We start from the raw sequence: 19974 nt of genomic DNA on the forward strand, positions 1-19974 counted from the left end.
TGAGCGAGGAGAGAGCGGGAGTGAGTACGGCGGCGTGAGGGCAGCGGGAGGGCCGGTGCGGGCGCGGCTGCGCGACCGTGCCGCGGCCTCGGACCCGGGCCTGCTGAGGCTGACGGCCGGGTTGCGTACGGCGGGCTCGATCGCCCTCGCGGTCGCCGTGCTCGCGCTGCTGGGCACCGACGTGACCCACCTCGTGGCGGGGGCGCTGGTGGCGATGGTCTCCACGTTCGCCATCCGGGAGAAGCAGCGCGGGAAGCAGGCGGTCACGCTCGCGCTGGGCCTTCCGGTGGCGCTGGCGTCGATGACGCTGGCGGCGGCGCTGCACAGCAATGTCGTGGCCGGCGACCTGGTCTTCGTCGCGCTCATCTTCTGTGCCGTCTACGGCCGCCGGTTCGGTGACCGCGGCACGGCGCTCGGGCTGATCGGCTTCCAGATCTACTTCGTGTCCCTGTTCGTCGGCGCGACGGTCGGTGATCTGCCCGAGCTGTACGGCGTGGTCGCCGTGGCCTTCGCGTGCGGCGCCCTGGTGCGGTTCGTGCTCGTGCCCGAGACGCCGACGGGAGTGCTCCAGCGGCTGCGCGATGCCTTCCGCGCCCGGCTGGCCCAGCTGCTGTCCGCCCAGCTCGACCTGCTCGACGCCGGTCCCGAGGACGCGGACCGGGCCCTTGAGCAGGTGCGCGAGGGCACCGCCCGCCTGCACGAGACGGCTCTGCTGATCCAGGGCCGGCTGGAGGAGGGGACCGCCGACGAGGGGGTCGCCGGCCTCGTCCAACGGCGTGTCGCGGACGCCGAGATCGCCGCCGAGCGCCTGGGGCTGTCGCTGCTGCGGGCTCGCGGCGCCGAGCGCGTGGACACGCTCGCCCTGCATCTGCCGGGCGCGCCCGTCCCCTCGGGCGGCCGGCAGCCGGTGCGGGACGCGGCGACCGAGACACTGCGCCGGGACCTGGAGGCGTTGCGCCAGCTCGTCCTGCGCCCCGTCGACCAGGCCGCCGGTACCTCGGTGGCGCACGTCCGCAACCGGCTCCTCGGCTACCGCGACGAGGAGAACCTGCCGGCCGCGTCGCCCGCCGTGCAGGACGTGTTCCGGGCCGTCGGCGAGGCCGCCCGTGCCGTCCTCGGGCTGCGGATCGCGCTCGGCGGGGTCCGGGACGAGTCGGACGACAGCCCTGCCACGGCACGCTCGCGCGAGGAACTGGACGCCGAGGACGCCGTGCTCGACGCCGAGGAGGAGGCGCCGGCAGAGGAGGCGACCGGGCTGCGCCGGCCCACCACGCGCGCCGCCGTACAGGTCGCCGTGGGGTCGACGCTGGCCATCGTCGGCGGTGAGCTGCTGTCCCGGGACCGCTGGTACTGGGCGGTGCTGACCTGCTGGATCGTGTTCCTCAACACCGCGTCCACGGGCGAGATCCTGGTCAAGGGCTACCGCCGGCTGCTGGGCACCGTCCTCGGCGTGCTGGCCGGCATCGTGCTGGCCGGCGCCGTCGGGCGGCACACCTGGACGGCGTTCGCGCTGGTGCTGCTGTTCGTCTTCGCGATGTTCTACTCGGCGGCGCTGTCCTACACGGCGGTGTCCTTCTTCGTCACCGCGGCACTCGGGCTGCTCTACACCCTGCTGCACACCTACAGCCTCTCGGTGCTCGTGCTGCGCATCGAGGAGACGGCGCTCGGCGCGGCCTGCGGGGTGATCGCGGCCGCGTTCGTGCTGCCGGTGGGGACGGACCGGCGGACGAACGAACTCCTCGCCACCGTGCTCCAGCGTCTCGGCGACGTCACCCGCAGCGCCGTCGAGGCGCTCAGCGGCGGGCCGCCCGTCGACCTGCTGGACGAGGCGCGCGACCTGGACCAGGCTCTGGCCGACCTGCGGGCCGCCACGAAGCCGCTCACCCATCCGGTCACGCCCCTGCGGGCCCGGCGGGAGACCGCCCGCTATGTCGTCGCGCTGCTGGAGACGTGCGCGTATCACGCGCGCTCGCTGGCCGCGACCGCCGAGCAGCTGCCCACGCACCCCTCGATCGCGGCGGACCCCCGGCTGCGCCGGGCCGCCGGGCGCATCAAGCACAACCTCGAGGCGATCCGCGCGCATGTCGCCGACGAACACGCCACCGACGAGATCGAGACCGGCCCGAGCATCGCCTCGCTCCTGGGGCCGACCGCTCCCGGCGCCCCGCGCTACGGCCGGGTCACCGACCGTGTCCTGCGGCATCTGCAACGCCTCGACGAGGGCGTGACCGGCCTGGCCCGTCCCCTGGGCGTGCCTGTGAAGGCACCGGACGGATGACCGCACGGCAAAGGACTGCACATCGGGGCGATACGCGGGTAGGCGGATGTCATGACCGATGTCGTGGACTCAGACGAACTGCTGCGACGGATGCACCGCGCCCGGGCCAGTGCCCGGCAGGAGGAGCGTGCGTGGCGGGTGCGGAGCGAACAGTTGAGGTCGACCGACCCCGAGGGGGCACGCGACGCCGCCGTACGGACACTGGCGTACGAGACCGTGATCATGGTGCTGGACGAGATCCTGACCCCTGGCAGGCACTCCGAACAGGGTTGAAACCCGGAACCGAGTGAAACCGGTCACGTACCCCGGTCTCGGTTGCGCGGAAGCCTCCGAGATGGTTTACGGTTCATCCATACGTGGTCACGGGGTGGACCGAGTCAGTCCCCCGTGCACCACCGCATACGGCCCTGGCTGGCCTCCCCCGTCCAGCCAGGGCTTTTTCATGCCCTCGGCGGCCCGCCCCGGGATTTTCCGCGGAAACCGCCGTCCGCCGAGGTGCTCAGCGCGGCGGCAGCAGCTGAAATGGACGCAAGGGTTGCACCGGAACCTCAGTCCTCGGCGAGGAGCCCCGTGTCATGACCAAAGCGATCAAACTGCTGACCGCCCTACCGCCGCCGCAGCGTCAGGCACTGATGTCGCTCGCCCGGGAGGTCGCCTTCGCGGAGGACGCCCGGATCTTCGAGCCGGGCGGTACGGCCGACCGCTTCTGGGTCATCCGCTCGGGCGCCGTCTCCCTCGACCAGCGGGTGACGTCCGTCCAGCGGGTCACCGTCGCGAGCCTCGGCGCGGGCGATCTGCTCGGCTGGTCGTGGCTGTTCCCGCCGTTCCAGTGGGACTTCGGCGCCGAGGCGTTCAGCCCGGTGCGCGCCTACGAGTTCGAGGCGGAGTCGGTGCTGCGGCTGTGCGAGGAGGACACCCTGCTCGGGATGACCCTGGTGCGCTATGTCGCCGAAATCCTAGCGCACCGGCTGGAGATGACCCGGGGCAAGCTGATGGAGCAGTACGGGCAGCACCGGCGCAGTGTGCTCTGAGCGTCAGACGCGGTAGCGGCGCAGGGCGGGAAGCGCGGCGGCCAGGCCCAGCATGAGGACGACGACCAGCAGGCCGCCGCCCACGGTCGCGGTGCGCGCGCCGAAGGCCGAGCCCGCGGTGCCGTGCAGGACGTCGGCGAGGCGCGGGCCACCCGCGACGACAACGATGAACACGCCCTGCATCCGGCCGCGCATCTCGTCGCTGGCGGCGGACAGCAGGATCGCCCCGCGGAAGACCATCGACACCATGTCGGCGACCCCGGCAAGGGCCAGGAACACCACCGCGAGCCACAGACTGCCGCTGAGCCCGAAGCCGGTGACGGCCGCGCCCCAGGCGACGACCGCGCCGATCACCATCCAGCCGTGCCGGCGGGCCCGGGAGAAGGTGCCGGAGAACAGCCCGCCGGCCACCGCGCCGATCGGGATCGCCGCGAACAGCAGGCCGAGGGCGAGCCCTTCGCCGTACGACCCGTAGGTCTGGCTCGCCAGTTGGGGGAACAGGGCGCGCGGCATGCCGAAGACCATGGCGATGATGTCGGCCAGGAAGGACAGCAACAGCACCTTGTGCAGGGCGATGTAGCGGAAGCCCTCCGCGATCTCCCGTACGCCCGCGCGGCGTTGGACGGCGGCCGCGAGCGGCGGCAGCGCGGGCAGCCGCAGGACCGCCCAGAGCGTGACGCACAGGGCCAGCGCGTCGATGAGGTACAGCTCGGCCAGGCCGATCACCGGGATGAGCACGCCCGCCAGCAGCGGGCCCATCACCTGGCCGATCTGCATGACGGTGGAGCCGAGGGCGTTCGCGGCGGGCAGTTCGCCGGCCGGCACCAGGCGGGCGATGGAGGCGTTGCGGGCCGGGGCGTTGATCCCCCAGAACGCCTGCTGCACGGCGAGCAGCACCATCAGCACGGCCACCGACTCCAGACCGGTGACGGCCTGGACCCAGAACAGCAGCGAGGTGACGGCTATGCCGGTGTTGGTGATGAGGAGCAGCTTGCGGCGGTCCATGCTGTCGGCGATGGCGCCGCCCCACAGCGCGAACACCACCAGAGGCAGGAGTCCGGCGAGGCTCGCGGCGCCGACCCACGCCGAGGAGCCGGTGATGTCGTAGACCTGCTTCGGCACGGCGACCGCGGTGAGTTGGCTGCCGACGGCCGTGACGATGGTCGAGGACCACAGGCGGCGGTAGGCCGGGCGGCGCAGCGGACGGGTGTCCATCGCCCAGCGGCGCCAGCCGCGCCGGGCGGGTATCGGTGGCTCGGCGTCGGCCGCCGCCTGCTTTTCGGTGCTGCTCTCGCTCGTGTCCACGGACGTCCTGGTTGCTCGTTACATCTATCGGGAACCAGGGATCACTATGGCACCAGGGGCGAGCGTGCGGGATGAGCGGTCCCGGTTTCCGGACAGGTCAGGCGCCCGCGATCAGGCTGACGCCGAGCACGATCATCGTCGCGGCCACCAGAGCGTCCAGCACGCGCCAGGCCTTGGGCTTGGCGAGGTGGCGGCTCAGCAGGCGCGCCCCGAAGCCGAGCGCGGCGAACCAGCACAGGCTGGCGAACACGGCCCCGAGGCCGAACGTCCAGCGCAGCGGGCCCCGGTCGGCGGCGACCGTGCCGAGCAGGAAGACGGTGTCGAGGTAGACGTGCGGGTTGAGCCAGGTCAGAGCGAGGCAGGTCAGCACCGCCCGCGGCCGTGACCCCGTCCCGTCGCCCTCGGCTCGCAGGGCGCCGGCCGGACGGAAGACCCGGCGGGCGGCGAGGGCGCCGTAGCAGAGCAGGAACGCCCCGCCCACCCAGGCGACCGCCGTGAGCACTCCCGGCCATGCCACGACCACCGCACCGACACCGGCCACGCCCAGGGTGATGAGGAGCGCGTCCGACAGGGCGCAGATGCCGACGACCGCGAGGACGGAGTCGCGGTGGATCCCCTGGCGCAGGACGAAGGCGTTCTGGGCGCCGATGGCGACGATCAGGGAAAGGCCGGTGCCGAATCCGGCGGCGGCGGTGGTCAAGGCGTTTGTCATGCCATTGACGCTAAGGAAACGATCTCCTGGCGTACAGCTAAAGATTCTTACGTATCCTTAGCTCTCGTGAAGACCGAGCTGACCGAGCTTCCCCTCGACCAGGTGCGGACGCTGCTCGCGGTGGTGGACGAGGGCACCTTCGACGCGGCCGCCGCCGCCCTGCATGTGACGCCGTCGGCCGTGAGCCAGCGGGTGAAGGCGCTGGAGCAGCGCACGGGGCGGGTGCTGCTGGTGCGTACGAAGCCGGTGCGGCCGACCGAGTCGGGCGAGGTCGTCGTCCGGTTCGCCCGCCAGTTGGCCCGGCTGGAGCGCGACGCGCGGGCCGAGCTGGGGCTGAGCGGGGCCGGGGACGCGACCCGGGTGTCCATCGCGGTCAACGCCGACTCGCTGGCGACCTGGTTCCTGGGCGCACTCACCCGGGTCCCCGAGGAGCCGCCGCTCTCTTTCGAGCTGCGCCGGGAGGACGAGAGCCGTACGGCGACGCTGCTGCGGGAGGGGCTGGTGATGGCCGCCGTCACCTCCTCACCGGAGTCGGTGGCGGGCTGTTCGGTGCGCGCTCTCGGCCGGATGCGCTATCTGGCTGCGGCGAGCCCGGAGTTCGCCGAGCGGCATGTCGGCGGCTCGCTGGGAGACGCGCTCGCGCACGCTCCGGTGATGACGTTCGACCGCAGCGACGATCTCCAGGACTCCTTCGTCCGCAGGCTGCGGCACACCCGTACGGGCGCGAGTGCGGTACGGCACTACGTCCCGACCTCGGAAGGCTTCTTGTCGGCCGTGACCGCCGGCCTGGGCTGGGGCCTGATCCCCGAGGCACAGGCGGAACCACTCCTGAAGGACGGCCGCCTCGTCCAGCTGGCCCCGGACCGCCCGCTCGACGTCCCGCTGTACTGGCAGCAGTGGAAGCTGGACTCGCCGGCGCTGGTCGCGGTGACGGAGGCGGTGACGGCGACGGCGGCGGAAGCCCTCCGGGCGTAGTGCCACGCTGTGCCGCCATGTGGCTGCGGCACCGTCGTGGCTGGTCGCGCCCACGCGGCGGCAGCCGCACATCGACACAGCCCCGCTCCCCTTCGGGGCGCTAGTCCTCCAGCCTCTCCAGTTGGGCCGCTGCGCTGTCCAGCAGCATCTCCAGAGCCGTCGGATAGGCGCTGTTCACCATCCGGGCGGCCAGCAGCGGCGCCGCCTCCGCGATCCGGGGATGCGTGGCGCGCGGGAGCCGCGCGTACGTCGACCGCCACATGTCCTCATCAGCACGCAGGGAGTCGCTCGGCAGCGTCAGCGACGCGGCGTCCAGCGCCGCGAAGGCCAGGGTCTGGTCGATGAAGGCGTGGTAGACGCGCACGGTGTCCGGCAGCGGGAATCCGGCCCTGCGCAGGATGTCCAACACGGCCTCGTCGGCGGCGAGTTCGTTGGCCCGGCCGGTGACCCGGCTCGTGGTCAGCACGGCGGCTTGCGGATGGGCCAGATACGCGGAGTGGATGCGCAGCCCGACGGCGCGCAGGTCCTCGCGCCACTCCCCCGTCGGCGTCCAGCCCTCCAGTGCCTGGCCCATCAGCGCGTCGCCGATGGCGAGGGTCAGCTCGTCCATGCCGCGGAAGTAGCGGTACAGCGTGCTCGGGTCCGCGTCCAGGGCCAGGCCGAGGCGGCGGGCGGTGAGGCCGGCACTGCCGTGTTCGCGCAGCATGCGCAACGCCGTGTCGACTATCAGCCGCTCCGACAGCACGGTGCCACGCTTGGTGGGACGACGCCGACGCCGCTTTTCCTCCGGTACGACCGGTTTCGGCATCGCATCCTCCATCCTTACGCCAACGCCATTGACCTTACGTGAAGGCGCGGCGTTGTATCTCCGGCGGGGCCCCACCACGTCGTAGACCTTCAGCCAAGGGAGTCTTGTCATGCGTGTACTGCTCGTGGGTGCCGGCGGGGTGGGTACCGCCATCACCCGGATCGCGGCCAGGCGTCCGTTCTTCGAGGCGATGGTGGTCGCCGACTACGACCTCGCCCGCGCCGAGGCGGCCGTGGCCGCCCTCGACGGCGACGCCCGGTTCCGGGCCGAGCGCGTGGACGCGAGCGACCAGCCGGCGGTGACCGCGCTGCTGGAGCGGCACGCCTGCGACGTGCTCCTCAACGCCACCGACCCGCGCTTCGTGATGCCGCTGTTCCAGGCGGCGCGCACGGCCGGGGCCAGGTATGTCGACATGGCGATGTCGCTGTCGCACCCGCATCCGGAGCGGCCGTACGAGGAGTGCGGGGTCAAGCTGGGCGACGCCCAGTTCGAGCAGGCGGCCGACTGGGAGAAGGCGGGCGCGCTGGCGCTGGTCGGCATGGGTGTGGAGCCCGGTCTGTCGGACGTCTTCGCCCGGTACGCGGCCGACGAGCTCTTCGACGAGATCGAGGAGATCGGCGTCCGTGACGGCGCGAACCTCACCGTCGACGGCTACGACTTCGCGCCGTCGTTCAGCATCTGGACCACGATCGAGGAGTGCCTCAACCCGCCGGTGGTGTACGAGAACGACCGCGGCTGGTTCACCACCGAGCCCTTCAGCGAGCCCGAGGTGTTCGACTTCCCCGAGGGCATCGGTCCGGTGGAGTGCGTGAACGTGGAGCACGAGGAGGTGCTCCTGGTCCCGCGCTGGGTCGACGCGCGCCGGGTGACGTTCAAGTACGGCCTCGGCGAGGAGTTCATCAGCACGCTGAAGACGCTGCACCTGCTGGGCCTGGACCGCACCGAGCCGGTGACCGTGCCGAGCGCCGGCGGGCCCGTGCGGGTCTCGCCGCGGGACGTCGTGGCGGCGTGTCTGCCGGACCCGGCGACGCTGGGCGAGCGGATGCACGGCAAGACGTGTGCGGGCACCTGGGTGCGGGGCGTCAAGGACGGCAGTCCGCGCGAGGTGTACCTCTACCACGTGGTCGACAACCAGTGGTCCATGAAGGAGTACGGCTCTCAGGCCGTGGTGTGGCAGACGGCCGTCAACCCGGTCGTCGCCCTCGAACTCCTCGCCTCCGGCGCCTGGTCGGGCGCGGGCGTGCTCGGCCCGGAGGCCTTCCCGGCCCGGCCGTTCCTGGATCTGCTGACCGAGTACGGCTCCCCGTGGGGCCTGCGCGAACAGTGACCGGATTCGCCGGGATCCAACGGGGTTTCACTTGCGCATCGACAGGCGACTCGAAAACGAGTAAATGCATCCACCGAGGGCACGTTCGACGATCGCAGGTGATTTTGATGGACGACTGGCGAGACCACGCCGCCTGCCGCCATGAGGATCCCGACCTCTTCTACCCGATCGGCACGTCCGGACCGACCCTGTTGCAGACGCAGCAGGCGAAGTCCGTCTGCCGGCGCTGCTCGGTCCGGGAGCAGTGTCTGCGCTGGGCGCTCGACATGGACCAGTTCATCGGGATATGGGGCGGCATGAGCGAGGCGGAGCGACGAGCACTGCGGGAGCAGGCCGGCTGACCGGCTGACCGGCTGACCCACGCGTCACGGGACCGAGCCGTCGGGCTCGGCGGCTCCCGGCAACCGCAGCGTGAACACGGAACCGGCACCTGGATCGCTCGCCGCGTCGACCGCGCCCCCGTGCGCGGCCACCAGGTGCCGGACGATCGGCAGGCCGAGCCCGCTGCCTCCGGTACGCCGGCTGCGGGACTTCTCGGCACGCCAGAACCGGTCGAAGACGTACGGCAGATCCTCGGGGGCGATACCGGTCCCCGTGTCGGTGACGTCCAGGACGACGTCGTCTGCGTCGCACCGGGCGGCGAGCGTGACGGTGCCGCCGGCCGGGGTGTGGCGCAGGGCGTTGGAGACGAGGTTGCCGAGGGCCTGCCGCATGCGGACGGGGTCGGCGTCCAGCCAGGGGGTGCCGTCCGCCGCGGTGCGCAGGGTGACGCCGGCCGCGTCGGCGGCGACGCGGTGGGCGGCGGTCACCTGGTCGAGGAGTTCGTCGGCACGGACGGGCTCGCGGTGCAGGCGCAGCGTGCCGGCGTCGGCGGCGGCGAGGTCCTGCAGGTCGTCGATGACGCGCTGCAGGACGAGGGCCTCCTCGTGCAGCGAGGCGAGCAGGGCGGGGTCGGGGTCGACGACGCCGTCGCGGGTGACTTCCAGCCAGCCGCGGATGTTGGTGAGCGGGGTGCGCAGCTCATGGGCGACGTCGCTGACCATGGCCTTGCGCTGGGCCTCCAGCCGCTCGCGGCGCTCGGCGAGTTCGTTGAAGGCCGCGGCGAGAATCCCGGTCTCGTCGCGGGTCGTGACGGGCACCCGCGCATGCAGCTCGGGCGGCTGCTGGGCCGCCTCCGTCAGCGCCCGCAGCGGCCGGACGAGCCGGGTGGCGACCACGGCGGTCACGGCCACGGTGACCGCGAGGACGAGTCCGGCAGCGCCGACGACCTTGGCCTTGTTCGCCGGGGACATGTCGAAGCGGACGGCGGTGGTGTCGCCGCCGCCCAGGAACAGTTCGGCCACGGGGGCGACGTAGGGATCGAGTTGGGCGAGGCGTGCCTCGTCGACGCAGCGGTCCGCGTCCCGCACGGCCGTACGGTCGTCGGTCCCCGTGGTCTTCCCCAGTTGGTAGCGGGTGCCGAGCCGCTTCTCGGTCACGTCGACCGTGACGAACGGCTGCGAACCGGGGTTCAGACCGCGCCGGTCGAGGCACTTCCGGGCGCGCTCGGACAGGTCGGACAGGGCCTTGTTCTCGGTCGGTGTCGGGGTGTTGAGCAGGCCGTCGGCGCACTCGTCGGGCACGACCCCGCTCGCGACGGGCCCGTCGTGGTCGGTGACGACCGGCCGGCCGCTGGGCGTCTGCACGACGGTGGCCTCGTAGCCGTTGCGGGCGAAGCACCGCTGCCGTGTGTCGGCGAGCTTCTCCAGCTTGGCCCGCTCCTCGTCGGTCACCCGGTACGGGCCCACGACCCGGGGGTCGACACCGCCGCGCTGCGCTCCACGTTCCGTGTAGGTGTCGATGTGCAGGGGGTCGACGGTGGCGGCGGCGCGCGGCGGCATGGAGGTGCCGGCCGGGGCCGAGTCGGCGATCGTCCTGCGGTCCGTGGTGGTGAGGGCGATACGGCGGCCGGTGCGGGCGGACAGTTCACGGACCGTCTCGTCGACCCCTTTCCAGTCCGGGTGGGTCGCGGCGTATCCGCTGAGCCGGGCGAGGACGTCCATGTCCTCGGTGAGGACCTGCCCCTGTTCCTCCCGCAGCGCCCGGGTGGTGGTCTCCACCGCCAGCCAGGCCGTCGCCGCCACCGAGCACACGGCGATCAGCGCCGAGGCGATCAGCAGCCGGACCAGCAGGCGCTTGCGCAGCGGTACGGGCCGGGTCATCCGCGGCCGCCGCTGAACTTGTAGCCGACACCGAACACCGTCAGCAGCCGCACCGGCCGCCGCGAGTCGGCCTCGATCTTCTTGCGCAGGTTCATGATGTGCACGTCGACGGCCCGCTCGGTGGAGGCCCGGTCGATGCCCCGGGTGCACTCCAGCAACTGCCGCCGGGAGAAGACCCGTTCGGGTTCGGCGACCATCGCCAGCAGGATCTCGAACTCGGCCGGCGTGCACTCCACCGCCGCCCCGTCGCACCGCACCTCGTGCCGCTCGGGGTCGACGGCGATCCCGGCGGCGCGCACCACGGGGTCCCCGCGCCGGCCGGCGGCGTGCCCGCTGCGCCGCAGCACCGTACGGATGCGGGCCATCAGCTCGCGCGGGCTGTACGGCTTGGTCATGTAGTCGTCGGCGCCGAGTTCGAGGCCGAGCAGCACGTCGTCCTCCGCCGACCGGGCCGTCAGCATCAGCACCGGGATGTCTGGATTTCCGGGGTTCCGGCGCAGCACCCGGCACACCCCGAAGCCGTCGATCACCGGGAGCATGAGGTCCAGGACGACCAGGTCGGGCCGTTGCCGCCGGACCGCGTCGAGGGCGGCCGACCCGTCGTGCACCACGGTTGCGGTGTGGCCCTCCGCGAGCAGGGAGCGGCGTATGAGTTCGGCCTGCATCTCGTCGTCCTCGGCGACCAGCACATGTGCGCACACGCGGCGGATCCTAAGCGGTCGGGGGAAACTCAGCGGGCCAGCGCCTCGGCGTCGCCCATGACGACGACGGGATGCCGGTCGGGATCCAGCGCCAGCAGCAGCTGCCGCATGTGCTCGCGCGCGATGCTGACGCAGCCCTGCGTGGGTCCGCGGTGGTCGACGTGGAGCCATATGCCGCCGCCGCGTCCGGTGCCGAGCGGGCGGGTCCAGTCGAGGGGCGTGGTGCCGGGCCTGCGGTTGTAGTTGATGGCGATGACGTAGTCGAAGGAGCCCGCGAGGGACTCGCCCTTGAAGCCGGTGCCGGTCGCGGTGAAGCCGACGCCGTGGTCGTACGGCAGCCTGGTCCCGGGGTCGCGGAGCAGGCCCCCGGCGTCCGTGAGCGTGAAGACCCCGATGGGTGAGCGCAGGTCGCCGGCCCGGTGGTGCTCCGTCCAGCCGCGCAGGGCGTTGTGCGCGGGCCAGCGGGCGCCCGCCTCCCAGCCGATGTCGCTGCGCTCGTACAGGACGACCGTCGAGCGCGCGGAGTTCCTGCCCTGTCCGGTCACGACGACGGCCTGCCGGGCCTCGTCGGGCACTTCGGCCCAGGTCTCGGGTCCCAGTCCGGGCAGTTGCTGCGGAGCCACCTCCAGGGCGACCTCGGGCATGGGCGAGGCGGTCGTGGGCGTGGGGGCGGCGGGCCTGTGGTCCGGCGTCGCCATGGCACCGCCGCCGCAGCCGGTGAGGAGCAGGGAGGCGGTCAGCAGTGCGACACGGGGCTTGTGCGTGATCATAGGCCGACCTTGACCGACACTTGTGAGGAACTCGTCAGGTTCGACGGGCCGCCCCGCGCAGCCGTCGGCTCGCACCGAGGAAGGCCCCCTCATGAGCGTCCGCATCCGCCGCGTCTACGACGCACCCGAGCCCGACGACGGCGTGCGCGTCCTGGTCGACCGGCTGTGGCCGCGCGGTCTGTCGAAGGAGGCGGCTCGCTTGGACGAGTGGCCCAAGGGGCTCACCCCGTCGACGGAGCTGCGCCGCTGGTATCACGCGGGCGAGGGGTCGTACGAGGAGTTCGCCGATCGCTACGAGGCGGAGCTCACCGCTCCGGAGGCTGCAGAACTCCTTGATCACGTACGGGAGTTGGCGGGCAAGGGCGAGGTGACCCTGCTGACCGCGTCCAAGTCGCCCGAGCACAGTCACGCCGCCGTGCTGGCCCGCCTCCTGCAGAAGTGAGGAGGCGGGCCCTCCTACTCCACCGTCAGGCCGTCTGCCGCGCCGCCGCGCGGCCCGCCGTCCGGCCCGAGAAGAGACAGCCGCCGAGGAAGGTGCCCTCCAGGGCGTTGTAGCCGTGGACGCCTCCGCCGCCGAAGCCGGCGACCTCGCCGGCCGCGTACAGGCCCTCGATGGGGGCGCCGTCGGCCCCGAGCGCGCGCGAGTCGAGGTCGGTCTGGATGCCGCCGAGGGTCTTGCGGGTCAGGATGTGCAGCTTGACGCCGATCAGGGGGCCGGCCGCCGGGTCGAGGATGCGGTGCGGGGTGGCGACGCGGCCGAGGCGGTCGCCGATGTAGCGGCGGGCGTTGCGGATGCCCTGGACCTGGGAGTCCTTGCTGTACGGGTTGGCGATCTGCAGGTCGCGGGCCTCGATCTGGCGCCGGACGGTCGCCGCGTCGAGGAGTGCCTTGTCCGTCAACTGGTTCATCTTCTCGACCAGTTGCTCCAGATTGGGGGCGGTCACGAAGTCAGCGCCGTTGCGCAGGAACGCCGCCACCGGACCCGGAGCGCCCTTGCCGAGCACCCGCTCCTTCAGGAATCCGGCGCGGTCCTTGGAGGTGATGTCGGGGTTCTGCTCGGAGCCGGAGAGCGCGAACTCCTTCTCGATGATCTTCTGGGTGAGGATGAACCAGGAGTGGTCGTAGCCGGCGATGTCGGGGTCGGTGCGCAGGTGCTTGAGGGTGCCGAGGGTGTCGTAGCCGGGCAGGCACGGGTCGGGCAGCCGGCGGCCGAGAGCGTCGAACCACATCGAGGACGGGCCGGGCAGGATGCGGATGCCGTGGCCGGGCCAGATCGGGTCCCAGTTCTGCAGGCCCTCGGTGTAGTGCCACATGCGGTCGCGGTTGACCAGTCGTACGCCCGCCTGCGCGCTGATGTCGAGCATGCGGCCGTCGACGTAGGCGGGGACGCCGGTGACCATGTCGGTGGGCGGGGTGCCGAGCCGCTCGGGCCAGTGGCGGCGGACTATGTCGTGGTTGGCTCCGATACCGCCGGTGGTGACGACGACCGCCTTCGCGGTGAGCTCGAACTCGCCGATGCGGTCGCGGTTGGAGGCGACACCGCGCGGCGAGTTGTCCTCGGCCAGGACCGTGCCGCGCACGCCGCGCGCGGAGCCGTCCTCGATGACCAGCTCGTCGACCTGGTGCCGGTAATGGAAGGTGAGCAGTCCGTCGCGCGCGGCCTGCTTGGCGTACCGCACGAACGGCTCCACGACGCCCGTGCCGGTGCCCCAGGCGATGTGGAACCGGGGCACGGAGTTGCCGTGGCCGTCGGCACGCAGGTCACCGCGCTCGGCCCAGCCCACGGTCGGCAGGAACTTGATGCCGTGAGTCTCCAGCCAGGCCCGCTTCTCGCCGGCCGCGAACTCGACGTACGCGCGCGCCCAGCGCACCGCCCAGGAGTCCTCGTCGTCCACCCGGTCGAAGCCGGCGCTGCCCTGCCAGTCGTTCCAGGCCAGGTCGAGGGAGTCCTTGATGCCGAGGCGCCGCTGCTCCGGGGAGTCCACGAGGAACAGCCCGCCGAAGGACCAGAACGCCTGCCCGCCGAGGTTGGCGGCGTTCTCCTGGTCCACCAGCGCGACCCGGCGGCCCCGGCTGGTCAGTTCGCTCGCGGCGACCAGGCCCGCGAGTCCCGCTCCGACGACGATGACGTCGGCATCCATGGCGACCGTCCCTTCCTCATGCCTCATGGTGTGGTGGCGCTGCCGGCGGTGAGCAGCGCGGTGAGCAGTTGTTTCAGCCAGGCGCGGGCGTGCTCGACGTCCTGGTCCAGCAGCAGTTGGGTGGTGACGCCGTCGTACACGGCGACCACGGCATGGGCGGCGCCGTCGATGTCGCCGAGCACGGCGGGCAGTTCGGTGTGGCCCCGCGCGCGGGCGAGCCGGTCGGCGATCGCGCCGCGCAGTCGGGCGCGGTGTTCCAGCAGGGTCCGGGCGACGGCCGGGTCCCGGGCGGCGTGCACCAGGAAGTCGGTTTTCACCAGCAGCCAGTCGCGGTCCAGGAGCAGCACCTCGGCCACCCGGTCCACGGCGGCGGGCACGTCCAGGTCCGGGCCGTCGAGGGCGAGCGCCCCGGCCACCTGCTCGGCGATGAGGTCCGCGCGCTGCCCGTAGAGGGCGAAGAACAGCTCGTCCAGGCTGTCGAAGTTGGAGTAGAAGGCGCCCCTGCTGTAGCCGGCGGTCTCGCAGACCTCCTCGATGGAGACCCGTCCGAACCCCTTGGCGGCGAACACGGCGAACGCGGCGTCGAGGAGGTTGGCCCGCGTGCGGACGCGGCGCTTGGTGACGCGCTTGGTCGTTTCCTGTACGGCCATGTCCGGACCTCCGTTCGATACGTGAATGTATCCGATACATCAATGCATCCAAAGGGTCCGTACGCAAGGAGAATGCGATGGGAACAGATTTTCGATTCCGAGGTACGCTGGAAGCATGGCCACGCACCTCCAGGGCTCCCTGTTCGACCAGACCGACGAGCTGCGGCTCGGCTCCCTCGCCGGGATCCGCCGTACGCGGCTCCCCCTCGGCGCCTGGATCGACGTGCTGCCCGGCTGGCTCAGCGGGGCGGACGCACTGTTCGAACAGCTGGCGTCCGAGGTGCCCTGGCGTGCCGAGCGGCGCACGATGTACGACCACGTGGTCGACGTACCTCGGCTGCTCGCCTTCTACGGCGCCGACGACGCAACTCCGCACCCCGTCCTCGCTCAGGCCCGGGACACGCTGTCCGCGCACTACGCCGAGGAGTTGGGCGAGCCGTTCACCACGGCGGGGCTCTGCTACTACCGCGACGGCCGGGACAGCGTGGCCTGGCACGGGGACCGCATCGGGCGGGGCGCCCGCGAGGACACCATGGTGGCCATCCTCTCCGTGGGCGCGCCCCGGGATCTGCTGCTGCGCCCGATGCGCGGCGGCGGCGAGACGGTACGGCGTCCGCTGGGGCACGGCGACCTCATCGTGATGGGCGGCTCCTGCCAGCGGACCTGGGAGCACTCGATCCCGAAGACCACCCGCGCCACGGGACCGCGCATCAGCGTGCAGTTCCGCCCCGACGGCGTGCACTGAGGCGGAGAGGCGGCCGCTTCGGGTGTACGCGGGGGCTGCCTCCGGCGGACGGTGCCGGAGGCAGCCCTTCCTCTGGGCGCGGCCCCGCCACGCCCCCACACTGGTCCGGGTGAGCGCGCAGACGCAGGTCCCGGCCACCGCTCCCCGGCGCACCGAACTCGACGCGCTGCGGGTGTTCGTCGTCCTCGGCCTGGTCTTCTTCCACGCCGCGCTCGTGTTCTCGCCGGACGACGACTTCTACGTCAAGAACGCGCAGACGACCGAGGTCGTGACCGTGTTCGTCGGGTTCGGGGTCGTGTGGGCGATGCCCATGCTGTTCCTCGTCGCCGGGCTCGGCTCCCGGTACTCGATCCACCGACGCGGGGCCGGCCGCTTCACCCGGGAGCGGCTGCTGCGCCTGGGCGTTCCCCTGGTCCTCGCGACGCTCGTGCTGTGCCCGCTCCCCCAGTGGCTGCGGCTGCGGGCGGCAGACCCCGGCTACGACGAGTCGTACTGGCGTTTTTGGCCCCGGTTCCTCACCGTCCACCCGGACGCCGCCGACTTCCCCTTCGTCCTCGACGGGGAGTACTTCGAGACGGGCCATCTGTGGTTCGTGGTACTCCTGCTGACCTTCAGCCTGCTCCTCGCCCCGGTCGCGGCGCCGCTGGCGGCCCGGGCGCTGCGGATGGGGCAGGCGGTCGAGCGACGCCCGGCGCTGCTCCTGCTGCCCGCTCTGCTGCTCGCCGCGATCAACGCGTTCCTGGGCATGGAGGAGGGCTTCGCGGGCTGGAACCGCTGGGCCTACCTGGTGTTCTTCCTCTTCGGGTACGTCCTCGCCGACGACGACCGCGTGCGCGGTGCCCTGCGCCGGCTCGCCGTGCCGGTGGGCGTGGCCGGCCTCGTCCTGTTCGCGGGGACGGCGCCCGGCTTCGTCTCGCTGGACGACCCGTTCACCGAGCGCGGTGCGTTCGCGCTGGTGACGCGGGCGCTGTTCGGGGCGGCGGGCTGGTGCTGGGTGATGGCGATCCTCGGGCTGCTGGACCGGCCGCGCGAGGTCCGGCCGGCCTCGCGCACCATGGTGTACCTCGGGATCGCCGCCCTGCCCGTGTACGTGCTGCACCAGCCGGTCGTGGTCGCCCTCGCCTACGGCGTGGTGGGCTGGTCGGCGCCGATCCTGGTCGAGTACACCGTGATCGTGGCCGGTTCGCTAGCGGTGATCCTCGCGCTGTACGAGGGACTGGTGCGCAGAACGCGGCTGACGCGGTTCCTGTTCGGGATGCGGGCGGACGCACCGGCCACAGCTGCTCTTGATCGTCCGGACCCGCCGGTCACACCGCCTCGTTGATCTGCTTTGCTGGGTCCGTCGGGCACGGACCTCACCACGCGGGACGATCATGCGGGCAGATGTGCAGCAAGTGGCGGACGGCACCTATCTGGTGCACGGCAGCAACACGAACTGGGTGATCCTGACCGAGGGGGACGCGGTCACGCTGATCGACACCGGGTACCCCGGCGACCGGGCCAAGCTCCTCGCCTCCCTTTCCGAAGTGGGCAGTTCGCCCGAGGCGGTGAAGGCCGTACTGATCACGCACGCGCACACCGACCACCTGGGCAACGCCGAGTACCTGCGCACCACGTACGGCACGCCGATATACCTCCACGAGGCCGAAGTGCCGCACGCCCGCCGGGAGTTCCTGCACCAGGTGGATGTCAGGACAGTGCTGAGGAACGGCTGGCGGCCGGGTGTGCTGCCCTGGGCCGTGCACGCGATCCGCTCCGGCGGCACCGCGCACGTCCCGGTCACCTCCCCCGAGGCATTCCCGTCGGCGGGCCCGCTGGACCTGCCCGGCCGTCCCGTCCCGGTGCACACGCCCGGCCACACCGACGGCCACTGTGCCTACCATCTGCCGGACGCCGGGGTGGTGATCGCGGGCGACGCCCTGGTGAGCGGACACCCCACCTCGCGGATCAAGGGGCCCCAGCTGCTGCCGGACATGTTCCACCGCGAGCGGGCCCGGGCCGTGGCCTCGCTGGCCGTGCTCGAAGGACTCAAGGGCGATGTGCTCCTGCCCGGGCACGGGCCGCTGCACCGGGGCCCGGTGCAGGAAGCTGCTCTTCAGGCCCGGGAGCGCGCCGTCTAGGGTGAGCTGACGATCACCGCGAGGCGAGGACGAACGGCCCATGGCACTCCAGATCAGCGCGACGAATCCGGAGCACCCCGCCCTCCTGCTGGAGCTGCCGTGGCAGGTGCCGCTGGAGCAGTGGCCCGAGGACGTCCTGGTCCCGCTGCCGCGAGGTATCTCCCGGCACATCGTGCGCTACGCCCGGGCCGGCGACGAGGTGATCGCCGTCAAGGAACTCGCCGAGCGCCCGGCCCTGCGCGAGTACGAGCTGCTGCGCGACCTGGACCGACTCGGCATCCCCGCGGTCGACCCGCTGGCCGTGGTCACCGGCCGAACCGGCGCCGCCGGTGATCCGCTGGAGTCGGTGCTGGTCACCCGGCATCTGCGCGGCTCGCAGCCGTACCGCTCGATGTTCGAGACGACGATGCGACCGGCGACCATGCACCGGCTGATGGACGCGCTGGCCGTGCTGCTGGTCCGCCTCCACCTCGCCGGATTCGCGTGGGGTGACTGCTCGCTGTCCAACACGCTGTTCCGGCGCGACGCCGGCGCCTACGCCGCATACCTGGTGGACGCGGAAACCGGCGATCTGCACCCGCAGCTCAGCGACGGCCAGCGCGACTACGACCTGGACCTCGCCCGGGTCAACATCAGCGGCGAGCTGCTGGACCTGGAGGCGTCCGGGGCGCTGCATCCTTCCGTCGACCCGATCGAGTTCGGCACCGAGATCTGCGGCCGCTACCGGAGCCTGTGGGAGGAGCTGACGCGCACCTCCGTCTATCCGGCGGGCGAGTACCACTACATAGAGCGCCGGATACGCCGCCTGAACGAGCTCGGCTTCGACGTGGCCGAGATGCAGATCGACCACGCGACGAACGGCGACACGGTCACCTTCGTGCCCAAGGTCGTCGACGCCGGCCACCACCAGCGTCAGCTGCTGCGCCTGACGGGCCTGGACACCGAGGAGAACCAGGCCCGGAGGCTGCTGAACGACCTGGAGAGCTGGATGGCCACCCAGGACGACTACGACCCGGCCGACCCTCCCCCAAGCTCTCAACTTCGTTCGAGCAGGGGGGACCCCCATGGCGCCCGCCCCGAGGTGCTCGCGCACCGCTGGGTTCGGGATGTCTTCCGCCCCACCGTGCGGGCCGTGCCGCTGGAGCTGCGCGGCTCCATGGACCCGGCCGAGATCTACCACGAGCTGCTCGAACACCGCTGGTACCTGTCCGAGCAGGCGCAGCACGACATCGGCCTGGACACGGTGGTCGAGGACTACATCAGGAACATCCTGCCCACGGCCCGCGAGACGCTTCAGCCGACGACGTCCGACTGACTCGGCCGACTGACTCAGTCGTGCGGAACGACAGCCACCGGGCAGTCCGCGTGGTGCAGCATCCCGTGCGCCACCGAGCCGATCCGGGCGCCCGCGGCCGTGCTGTGGGTGCGGCGCCCGACGACCATCAGCTGGGCCCGCCCGGCGACCGACAGCAGCACCTGTCCGCCGCTGCCCATCTCCACGTGCTCGACGACATGGACGTCCGGGAACCGCTCCCGCCACGGCCGCAGCGCCTCGGCCAGCGCCTTCTTCTCGTACGGCTCCAGCCCCCCGGCCTCGTCGAGCATCTTCATCGACGCCGGGCTGTAGGCGAACAGCGGCGGCAGGGTCCACGCCCGTACGGCACGCACGGTCGCCCCACGCGCCGCGGCCGTCTCGAACGCGAACCGCAGCACGGCGGCGCTGTCCTCGGCGTCCCCCTGCTGGCCCACGACGATCTCGTGTCCGGCGACCTCGGAGGACGGCTGGTCACCGGCGCGTACGAGCACGACGGGCCGCGTGGCCCCGGCGATCACCTGCTGTCCGACGGAGCCCAGCAGAAACCCGACGACCCGGCCGTGGCCGCGCGAGCCGAGCACCAGCATCTCGGCTTCTCCTGCCGCGTCGGCGAGCGCTTCGGCGGGCGCGCCCTCGACGACGTCGGTGGTCACCTCAAGGTCCGGATGCCGCTCGGTGACGGACCGGGCGGCCTCGGCCAGCCCGTCGCGCACCCACTGGGTCTGGGTGTCCTCGCTGCCCGCGTCGATCGCGTCGTGCGGCTGGAACCGCCAGGCGTGCACCACCCGCAGAGGCAGACCCCGCCGGACGGACTCGCGGGCGGCCCAGGCCAGCCCGGCGAGGCTCTCCTGCGTACCGTCCACCCCTGCCGTGATCGGGCGCGTCATTCCGGCTG

At 72.1% G+C, this 19974-nt stretch carries 20 protein-coding genes; 11 read left to right on the forward strand and 9 right to left on the reverse strand.

Going from position 1 to position 19974, the window contains the following annotated elements; translation table 11 throughout:
• Positions 1–34: 34 nt before the first annotated feature.
• The 3 genes from OG254_RS02765 (at position 35) to OG254_RS02775 (ending at position 3309) form a co-directional block, all read left to right on the forward strand.
• Entirely contained in the window at positions 35–2278 is a 2244-nt protein-coding gene (locus OG254_RS02765; protein WP_405576970.1) for an FUSC family protein, read from the forward strand.
• 51 nt (positions 2279–2329) lie between these two features.
• Positions 2330–2551, forward strand: a complete 222-nt coding sequence (locus tag OG254_RS02770; RefSeq protein WP_351200334.1) for a hypothetical protein — start codon at positions 2330–2332, stop codon at positions 2549–2551.
• 302 nt (positions 2552–2853) lie between these two features.
• Positions 2854–3309 (forward strand): cyclic nucleotide-binding domain-containing protein, encoded by a 456-nt coding sequence (locus OG254_RS02775; RefSeq protein WP_405576972.1) that lies wholly within the window; start codon positions 2854–2856, stop codon positions 3307–3309.
• A 3-nt stretch (positions 3310–3312) separates the two neighbouring features.
• On the opposite strand, the gene OG254_RS02780 is transcribed toward OG254_RS02775, so the two are convergent.
• Together OG254_RS02780 and OG254_RS02785 are read right to left on the reverse strand one after the other, a co-directional pair.
• Positions 3313–4614, reverse strand: coding sequence for an MFS transporter (locus OG254_RS02780; RefSeq protein WP_405576974.1), 1302 nt, complete (start codon positions 4612–4614; stop codon positions 3313–3315).
• A gap of 97 nt (positions 4615–4711) precedes the next feature.
• Positions 4712–5326 carry a LysE/ArgO family amino acid transporter gene (locus OG254_RS02785; RefSeq protein ID WP_405576976.1) on the reverse strand — a complete coding sequence of 205 codons (615 nt, stop codon included), beginning with the start codon at positions 5324–5326 and terminating at the stop codon, positions 4712–4714.
• Between the two features lie 66 nt (positions 5327–5392).
• On the opposite strand from OG254_RS02785, the gene OG254_RS02790 reads away from it, so the two are divergent.
• Positions 5393–6301, forward strand: coding sequence for a LysR family transcriptional regulator ArgP (locus OG254_RS02790; RefSeq protein WP_405576978.1), 909 nt, complete (start codon positions 5393–5395; stop codon positions 6299–6301).
• A gap of 100 nt (positions 6302–6401) precedes the next feature.
• On the opposite strand, the gene OG254_RS02795 is transcribed toward OG254_RS02790, so the two are convergent.
• Positions 6402–7109 (reverse strand): TetR/AcrR family transcriptional regulator, encoded by a 708-nt coding sequence (locus OG254_RS02795; RefSeq protein ID WP_405576980.1) that lies wholly within the window; start codon positions 7107–7109, stop codon positions 6402–6404.
• A 109-nt stretch (positions 7110–7218) separates the two neighbouring features.
• Between OG254_RS02795 and OG254_RS02800 the strand changes: the two genes are divergently transcribed.
• A complete protein-coding gene (locus OG254_RS02800; protein WP_405576982.1) occupies positions 7219–8436 on the forward strand; it encodes a saccharopine dehydrogenase family protein in 1218 nt (405 codons plus the stop codon).
• Positions 8437–8543: 107 nt separating this feature from the next.
• Positions 8544–8777: a WhiB family transcriptional regulator gene (locus OG254_RS02805; protein ID WP_405576984.1), complete on the forward strand. Its 234-nt coding sequence runs from the start codon at positions 8544–8546 to the stop codon at positions 8775–8777.
• A 24-nt stretch (positions 8778–8801) separates the two neighbouring features.
• Here the strand turns inward: OG254_RS02805 and OG254_RS02810 are convergent, their stop codons facing one another.
• From OG254_RS02810 to OG254_RS02820, 3 genes are read right to left on the reverse strand one after another with little or no spacing between them, the layout of a single operon-like run.
• On the reverse strand, positions 8802–10637 hold the full coding sequence (locus OG254_RS02810) for a sensor histidine kinase (RefSeq protein WP_405576985.1): 1836 nt from the start codon (positions 10635–10637) through the stop codon (positions 8802–8804).
• Entirely contained in the window at positions 10634–11338 is a 705-nt protein-coding gene (locus OG254_RS02815; RefSeq protein WP_405576986.1) for a response regulator transcription factor, read from the reverse strand. The genes OG254_RS02810 and OG254_RS02815 overlap by 4 nt, the downstream gene beginning before the upstream one ends.
• Positions 11339–11367: 29 nt before the next feature.
• Positions 11368–12108, reverse strand: coding sequence for a L,D-transpeptidase family protein (locus OG254_RS02820; protein WP_405576987.1), 741 nt, complete (start codon positions 12106–12108; stop codon positions 11368–11370).
• 91 nt (positions 12109–12199) lie between these two features.
• Here OG254_RS02820 and OG254_RS02825 point away from each other — a divergent pair, with 91 nt between their 5' ends.
• Positions 12200–12550 (forward strand): DUF488 domain-containing protein, encoded by a 351-nt coding sequence (locus OG254_RS02825; protein WP_405576988.1) that lies wholly within the window; start codon positions 12200–12202, stop codon positions 12548–12550.
• 25 nt (positions 12551–12575) lie between these two features.
• Here the strand turns inward: OG254_RS02825 and OG254_RS02830 are convergent, their stop codons facing one another.
• Positions 12576–14249, reverse strand: coding sequence for an FAD-binding dehydrogenase (locus OG254_RS02830; protein ID WP_405576989.1), 1674 nt, complete (start codon positions 14247–14249; stop codon positions 12576–12578).
• Between the two features lie 23 nt (positions 14250–14272).
• Positions 14273–14899: a TetR/AcrR family transcriptional regulator gene (locus tag OG254_RS02835; protein WP_405576990.1), complete on the reverse strand. Its 627-nt coding sequence runs from the start codon at positions 14897–14899 to the stop codon at positions 14273–14275.
• Between the two features lie 115 nt (positions 14900–15014).
• Between OG254_RS02835 and OG254_RS02840 the strand changes: the two genes are divergently transcribed.
• The 4 genes from OG254_RS02840 (at position 15015) to OG254_RS02855 (ending at position 19079) form a co-directional block, all read left to right on the forward strand.
• A complete protein-coding gene (locus OG254_RS02840; RefSeq protein WP_405576991.1) occupies positions 15015–15644 on the forward strand; it encodes an alpha-ketoglutarate-dependent dioxygenase AlkB family protein in 630 nt (209 codons plus the stop codon).
• Positions 15645–15753: 109 nt separating this feature from the next.
• Entirely contained in the window at positions 15754–16968 is a 1215-nt protein-coding gene (locus OG254_RS02845) for an acyltransferase (RefSeq protein ID WP_405576992.1), read from the forward strand.
• 49 nt (positions 16969–17017) lie between these two features.
• Positions 17018–17764 (forward strand): MBL fold metallo-hydrolase, encoded by a 747-nt coding sequence (locus OG254_RS02850; protein ID WP_405576993.1) that lies wholly within the window; start codon positions 17018–17020, stop codon positions 17762–17764.
• Positions 17765–17804: 40 nt separating this feature from the next.
• Positions 17805–19079 (forward strand): DUF4032 domain-containing protein, encoded by a 1275-nt coding sequence (locus OG254_RS02855; protein WP_405576994.1) that lies wholly within the window; start codon positions 17805–17807, stop codon positions 19077–19079.
• Between the two features lie 14 nt (positions 19080–19093).
• Here OG254_RS02855 and OG254_RS02860 read toward each other — a convergent pair whose 3' ends face one another.
• Positions 19094–19966: a universal stress protein gene (locus tag OG254_RS02860; RefSeq protein WP_405576995.1), complete on the reverse strand. Its 873-nt coding sequence runs from the start codon at positions 19964–19966 to the stop codon at positions 19094–19096.
• Positions 19967–19974 lie beyond the last annotated feature (8 nt).

Source organism: Streptomyces sp. NBC_01092 (genome assembly GCF_045039535.1).
GTDB lineage: Bacteria > Actinomycetota > Actinomycetes > Streptomycetales > Streptomycetaceae > Streptomyces.

Coding starts and splice junctions, on each gene's coding strand:
- OG254_RS02770 (WP_351200334.1), top strand. CDS start 2,330: ATGACCGATGTCGTGGACTCAGACGAACTGCTGCGACGGATGCACCGC.
- OG254_RS02775 (WP_405576972.1), top strand. CDS start 2,854: ATGACCAAAGCGATCAAACTGCTGACCGCCCTACCGCCGCCGCAGCGT.
- OG254_RS02785 (WP_405576976.1), bottom strand. CDS start 5,326: ATGACAAACGCCTTGACCACCGCCGCCGCCGGATTCGGCACCGGCCTT.
- OG254_RS02795 (WP_405576980.1), bottom strand. CDS start 7,109: ATGCCGAAACCGGTCGTACCGGAGGAAAAGCGGCGTCGGCGTCGTCCC.
- OG254_RS02800 (WP_405576982.1), top strand. CDS start 7,219: ATGCGTGTACTGCTCGTGGGTGCCGGCGGGGTGGGTACCGCCATCACC.
- OG254_RS02805 (WP_405576984.1), top strand. CDS start 8,544: ATGGACGACTGGCGAGACCACGCCGCCTGCCGCCATGAGGATCCCGAC.
- OG254_RS02810 (WP_405576985.1), bottom strand. CDS start 10,637: ATGACCCGGCCCGTACCGCTGCGCAAGCGCCTGCTGGTCCGGCTGCTG.
- OG254_RS02820 (WP_405576987.1), bottom strand. CDS start 12,108: ATGATCACGCACAAGCCCCGTGTCGCACTGCTGACCGCCTCCCTGCTC.
- OG254_RS02825 (WP_405576988.1), top strand. CDS start 12,200: ATGAGCGTCCGCATCCGCCGCGTCTACGACGCACCCGAGCCCGACGAC.
- OG254_RS02830 (WP_405576989.1), bottom strand. CDS start 14,249: ATGGATGCCGACGTCATCGTCGTCGGAGCGGGACTCGCGGGCCTGGTC.
- OG254_RS02835 (WP_405576990.1), bottom strand. CDS start 14,899: ATGGCCGTACAGGAAACGACCAAGCGCGTCACCAAGCGCCGCGTCCGC.
- OG254_RS02840 (WP_405576991.1), top strand. CDS start 15,015: ATGGCCACGCACCTCCAGGGCTCCCTGTTCGACCAGACCGACGAGCTG.
- OG254_RS02850 (WP_405576993.1), top strand. CDS start 17,018: ATGCGGGCAGATGTGCAGCAAGTGGCGGACGGCACCTATCTGGTGCAC.
- OG254_RS02855 (WP_405576994.1), top strand. CDS start 17,805: ATGGCACTCCAGATCAGCGCGACGAATCCGGAGCACCCCGCCCTCCTG.
- OG254_RS02860 (WP_405576995.1), bottom strand. CDS start 19,966: ATGACGCGCCCGATCACGGCAGGGGTGGACGGTACGCAGGAGAGCCTC.